General features: G+C 72.4%; 3 protein-coding genes. 1 reads left to right on the top strand and 2 read right to left on the bottom strand.

From position 1 onward, the window contains the following. Positions 1-170 precede the first annotated feature (170 nt). Positions 171-2,009, bottom strand: coding sequence for a serine hydrolase (locus ABZ371_RS28350; RefSeq protein ID WP_358684772.1), 1,839 nt, complete (start codon positions 2,007-2,009; stop codon positions 171-173). 333 nt (positions 2,010-2,342) lie between these two features. Here ABZ371_RS28350 and ABZ371_RS28345 point away from each other — a divergent pair, with 333 nt between their 5' ends. After that, entirely contained in the window at positions 2,343-3,854 is a 1,512-nt protein-coding gene (locus tag ABZ371_RS28345) for a fatty acyl-CoA synthetase (protein ID WP_358684769.1), read from the top strand. A gap of 30 nt (positions 3,855-3,884) precedes the next feature. Here ABZ371_RS28345 and paaK read toward each other — a convergent pair whose 3' ends face one another. Further along, entirely contained in the window at positions 3,885-5,192 is a 1,308-nt protein-coding gene (gene paaK, locus ABZ371_RS28340) for a phenylacetate--CoA ligase PaaK (protein WP_358684766.1), read from the bottom strand. Between the last annotated feature and the right edge of the window lie 175 nt (positions 5,193-5,367).

Genomic DNA, 5,367 nt, shown 5'->3' with positions numbered 1-5,367 from the left:
CCCTACCCGGCGCCGGCCGACCGTGGAACCCGGCGGTTCCGCGCCTGCCGGTCGTCCGCGCTCTCCGGTCGAACGCGTCCCCCGCCCTCGGGACCGGACACGGGCACGACCTGGGGGCCGGACACGGCCCGGGACCCGTCCACGCGGGCCGCCCGGCCGGCGGCGCGCGCTCAGTCGGCGGAGACGGCCCAGCCCTTCGCGTCGACACGCCGGGCGTCGCGGGGCCTGTTGCCGTCGAAGAGCGTACGGCTCCCGTCCCGGACCTCCAGGTCGTCCACGTACGCGCCGCGTCCGACGTACAACTGGTCGGTGGTGTACCGCCAGCGCAACAGCACCGCCTGTCCGCGCAGGCCCGCGAGGTCGGCCTCCAGCCGGTGCCATACGCGCCCGGACCACCCGGACACCGAGCCGGTGGGGTGGGACCGGGACTCCTGGGGGCCTCCCTCCTCCGCCGCGGTGGTGAAGGGCACCGGCCGCCAGGACGAACCGGCGTCCGTCGAGGCCTCGAGCGTCAGGAGGTCGGAGGCCGGCTCCGTGTCCCACCACAGCGCGCAGCTCAGCACCGGCGCGGAGGAGGAGAGGCGCAGCGCCGGCAGGCCGAGCGTGGCGGAGGCGGAGCCGGCCATCCCGGAGAACCACGCGGTACGGCCGTGAGCGGGGCGGACGGGTACGGCGCGGGCCATGCGGTTCGCCGTGGCGACCCGTGGCGCGCTCCCCGAACGCCAGGTGCGCACAGGGTGCACGGAGTTGCCCAGCACGATCAGGAAGGAGTCGGTCGTCGGATCGAGGACCAGGCTGGTGCCGGTGAAGCCCGTGTGGCCGGCAGTGCGCGGGGTGGCCATCGCCCCCATGTACCAGTGCTGGTAGAGCTCGAAGCCCAGGCCGTGCTCGTCACCGGGGAAGGCGGTGTTGAAGTCGGTGAACAGGAGCTCCACCGACTCCTGGGACAGGATTCGGGAGCGGCCGTACGCACCCCCGTTGAGCAGTGTGCGGCCCAGGACCGCCAGGTCCCACGCACAGGAGAAGACACCGGCATGACCGGCCACCCCGCCCAGGCCGTACGCGTTCTCGTCGTGCACCTCGCCCCAGACGAGCCCGCGGTCCAGTCCCGACCAGGGGAGCCGGGCGTCCTCGGTGGCGGCGATCTTCGGCTTCCAGGAGGCGGGCGGGTTGTACCGGGTGCGGTGCATCCCGAGCGGAGCGGTGATCTCGTCCCGGAGCAGGACGTCCTGGGTGCGGCCGGTGATCTTCTCGAGGACCAGCTGCAGCGAGATCAGGTTGAGATCGGAGTAGAGGTACGTGGTGCCGGGGGCCGAGGCCGGCACCTCCTGCCACAGCAGGCGGAGCTTCCCCTCTCGGGTCGGCTCCTTGTAGAGCGGGATCCAGGAACGGAAGCCGGAGGTGTGCGTGAGCAGCTGACGGATCGTGATGTCCTGTTTGCCGCCGCCCGCGAAGTCCGGGAGGTAGGAGGCGACCGGCGCCTCCAGCGTCAGGGCCCCCCGCTCGATCTGCTGGACGGCCAGGATCGAGGTGAAGAGCTTCGACACCGACGCCAGGTCGAAGACCGTGTCCTCGGCCATCGCGATCTGCTCGTCCGGGGGGAACTCCACGCCGGTGTCCGTCGTCTCGTCGTACGCCGAATAGCGCACGGCCTTCCCGATCGGCCGGTGCAGGGCCACGGTCCCGCCGCGCCCGGCGAGCAGCACCGCGCCGGCGTACCACGGGTGGACGGGTGAGCCGGCGAGGTACGTCTCCGCGTCCGCCACGAGCTGGTCGAGCGGCCCGGCCAGCAGTCCGGCACGTGCGGCCGAGCCCCGGCGCAACGTGATGCCGCCCGCTTCCGATCCCATGGCCGCCCCGGTCCCCGTCCCCGCCGTCTCCGCACCGGCAGCCGCTCCGGCCGCTTCCGCGAAAGGTATGGGGGCGAGCGCGAGTGCCCCGCCCAGCGCAAGTATCCCGCCGACCGTCCTCCGGCGGCTCATTCCCCGGTCCGACACGTTCCCGGTCATCAGCGATCACTTCCCTCACGTCCGGAGCGCCGGTGCCGGAACCGGCACCGGAACCCGGCACCAGCGCCCGCACCGCGCGAAAGTAACTTTCGAGAATCCCGCCAAGCGGTGAAAGTTTCTGCCGGAGCAGAGGTTACTTGTGCCGTCTCCGCCCTGTCCGCCCCCGCCCGCACAAATTTCTGACGCTACGTCAGCCGCTGGCGGTCGCCCGCGCGGCCGAACGTTCACGGCCGCGAAGCGACCCACTCCCGGTCACCGCCGCGCGCGGTACACGCCGGTCCCGGACCGGCCCCGGCTCTTGACCCCCGGCGCCACGCCGCACAGGATCACGGCATGACCGGTGTACGCAGCAGCACAGTCGACGGTGTCGTGGCGCGCAGCGCGCGGCGCACGCCCCAGCACACCGCCGTGAGGTACGCGGAACGGACCTGGACCTACGCCGCCCTCGACGCGGCCGTCAGTACGGCGGCGGCCGAGCTGACCGCCACCCACGGCCTGCGCCCCGGAGACCGGGTCGCCTCCTACGCCCACAACTCCGACGTGTACCTGATCGCCTACCTGGCCTGTGCCCGGGCCGGCCTGATCCACGTGCCGGTCAATCAGAACCTCACCGGCGACGATCTGGCGTACATCCTCCGGCAGTCCGGCAGCTCCCTCGTCCTCGCCGACCCCGGCCTGGCCGCCCGCGTGCCCTCCGGCCACGCCGTGCGCCCCCTGCGCGACGCGCCGGACTCGCTCCTCGGCGCGCTGGACACGCCCCGGTCCTTCACCCCGGAGCGCGCCCCGCAGGCCGGCGACCTCGTCCAGCTGCTGTACACCTCCGGCACCACCGCCCGGCCCAAGGGCGCGATGATGACCCACGGCGCCCTGGTCCACGAGTACGTCAGTGCCGTCACCGCGCTCGACCTGCGCGCCTGCGACCGCCCCGTGCACTCGCTGCCGCTCTACCACTCCGCGCAGATGCACGTGTTCCTGTTGCCGTACCTGGCGGTGGGCGCCGAGAACACCATCCTCGACGCCCCGGACGCCGACCTCATCCTCGACCTGATCGAGTCGGGCGGGGGGGACAGCCTGTTCGCCCCGCCCACCGTCTGGATCGGCCTCGCCGACCACCCCGGCTTCGCCACCCGCGACCTCGGTGGGCTGCGCAAGGCCTACTACGGGGCTTCCGTCATGCCGGTGCCCGTCCTGGAGCGGCTGCGTGACCGGCTCCCGGGGCTCGCCTTCTACAACTGCTTCGGGCAGAGCGAGATCGGCCCCCTGGCCACCGTGCTGGGCCCCGACGAGCACGAGGGCCGGATGGACTCCTGCGGGCGGCCCGTCCTCTTCGTGGAGGCGAAGGTCGTCGACGAGCGGGGGGAGGAGGTCCCCGACGGCACGGCGGGTGAAGTGGTCTACCGCTCGCCACAGCTCTGCGAGGGCTACTGGGACGATCCGGAGGCCGGCGCCCAGGCGTTCCGCGACGGCTGGTTCCGCTCGGGGGACCTCGCGGTACGCGACCGCGAGGGGTACTTCACCGTCGTCGACCGGGTGAAGGACGTCATCAACTCCGGTGGTGTGCTGGTCGCCTCCAGGCAGGTGGAGGACGCGCTCCACACCCACCCGGCCGTCGCCGAGGCGGCGGTCGTCGGCCTGCCCGACGAGCGCTGGATCGAGGCCGTCACCGCGATCGTCGTACTGCGCGGCGAGACCACGGAGGCGGAACTCATCGCTCACACCCGCGAACGGCTGGCCCCCTTCAAGGCCCCGAAGAAGGTGCTGTTCCTCGACACCCTGCCGCGCAACGCCAGCGGCAAGATCCTCAAGAGGGAGCTGAGGGAACGCTTCTCGGGCGCGCGAGCCTGAGACACCGGCCTCGGCCGGCCCTGGCCCGGGTCAGCGGCCCCGGCCCGGGTCACCCGTCTCCCTGAGATCCACGATCCGCCTGATCTTGCCTACCGACCGCTCCAGCGTCTGCGGATCCACGAGCTCCACCTCCACCGAGACCCCGATCCCGTCCTTGACCGCGGCGGCGACGGACCGCGTGGCGGCGGCCCGCTCGTCCGCCGTGGCACCGGTCCTCGCCTCCGCCCGCACGGTCAGCGCGTCCAGACGGCCGCGCCTGGTCAGCAGGAGCTGGAAGTGCGGTGCCACACCCGGTGTGCGCAGCACGATCTCCTCGATCTGGGTGGGGAAGAGATTCACCCCCCGCAGGATCACCATGTCGTCGCTGCGCCCGGTGACCTTCTCCATCCGCCGGAAGACGCGTGCCGTACCCGGCAGCAGCCGGGTCAGATCCCGGGTCCGGTAGCGGATCACCGGCATGGCCTCCTTGGTCAGCGAGGTGAACACCAGCTCCCCCTCCTCGCCGTCCGGCAGCGGTTCGCCCGTGAGGGGGTCGACGACCTCCGGGTAGAAGTGGTCCTCCCACACGTGCGGGCCGTCCTTGGTCTCCACGCACTCCTGCGCCACCCCCGGGCCCATCACCTCGGACAGTCCGTAGATGTCGACCGCGTCGATCGCGAAGCGCTCCTCGATCTCGGCGCGCATCCGCTCGGTCCACGGCTCGGCACCGAAGATGCCCACCTGCAGCGACGTCGAACGGGGATCGACCCCCTGCCGCTCGAACTCGTCCAGCAGCGTCAGCATGTACGAGGGCGTGATCATGATGATGTCCGGTCGGAAGTCCTGGATCAGCCGCACCTGGCGGGCCGTCATCCCGCCCGACGCCGGAACGACCGTGCAGCCGAGCCGCTCGGCCCCGTAGTGCGCCCCCAGGCCGCCGGTGAACAGCCCGTAGCCGTACGCCACGTGGACCTTGTGGCCGGGCCGCCCGCCCGCCGCCCTGATCGACCGGGCGACGACGTCGGCCCAGGTGTCCAGATCACGCTCGGTGTACCCGGCCACCGTGGGCCGGCCCGTCGTACCGCTGGACGCGTGGATCCTGCGTATCCGCTCCTCCGGTACCGCGAACATCCCGAACGGGTAGTTGTCGCGCAGGTCGGCCTTGACGGTGAAGGGGAACCGCGCGAGATCGGGGAGGGAGCGGCAGTCCTCAGGCCGCACCCCGGCCGCGTCGAAGGCCGTCCGGTAGAACGGGACGTTGTCGTACGCGTGCCGCAGCGTGGCCCGTAGCCGTGCCAGCTGCAGCGCCTCGAGTTCGTCGCGGCCGAGCCGCTCGGCCGCGTCCAGCAGCGCCGTCATACGGATGGTCCTCTCCCGAGTGGACGACCGATCATTCGGTCGATCCTCCTGGGGAGCAGTAATTCAGGAGGCCGGGCGCCCTGGCAAGGGGGTGGGCGCCATGCGGGGTGACAGGCGGGCAGCCGGATCCGGCGGACGGGACACCGCCGCGTGAGCGCGGCGGGCCGGCCGCCCG

This window comes from Streptomyces sp. NPDC005899 (assembly GCF_040629645.1).
Taxonomy (GTDB): Bacteria; Actinomycetota; Actinomycetes; order Streptomycetales; family Streptomycetaceae; genus Streptomyces.
This window is presented reverse-complemented; position numbering and strand designations above follow the sequence as displayed.

Coding starts and splice junctions, on each gene's coding strand:
- paaK (WP_358684766.1), bottom strand. CDS start 5,192: ATGACGGCGCTGCTGGACGCGGCCGAGCGGCTCGGCCGCGACGAACTC.
- ABZ371_RS28345 (WP_358684769.1), top strand. CDS start 2,343: ATGACCGGTGTACGCAGCAGCACAGTCGACGGTGTCGTGGCGCGCAGC.
- ABZ371_RS28350 (WP_358684772.1), bottom strand. CDS start 2,009: ATGACCGGGAACGTGTCGGACCGGGGAATGAGCCGCCGGAGGACGGTC.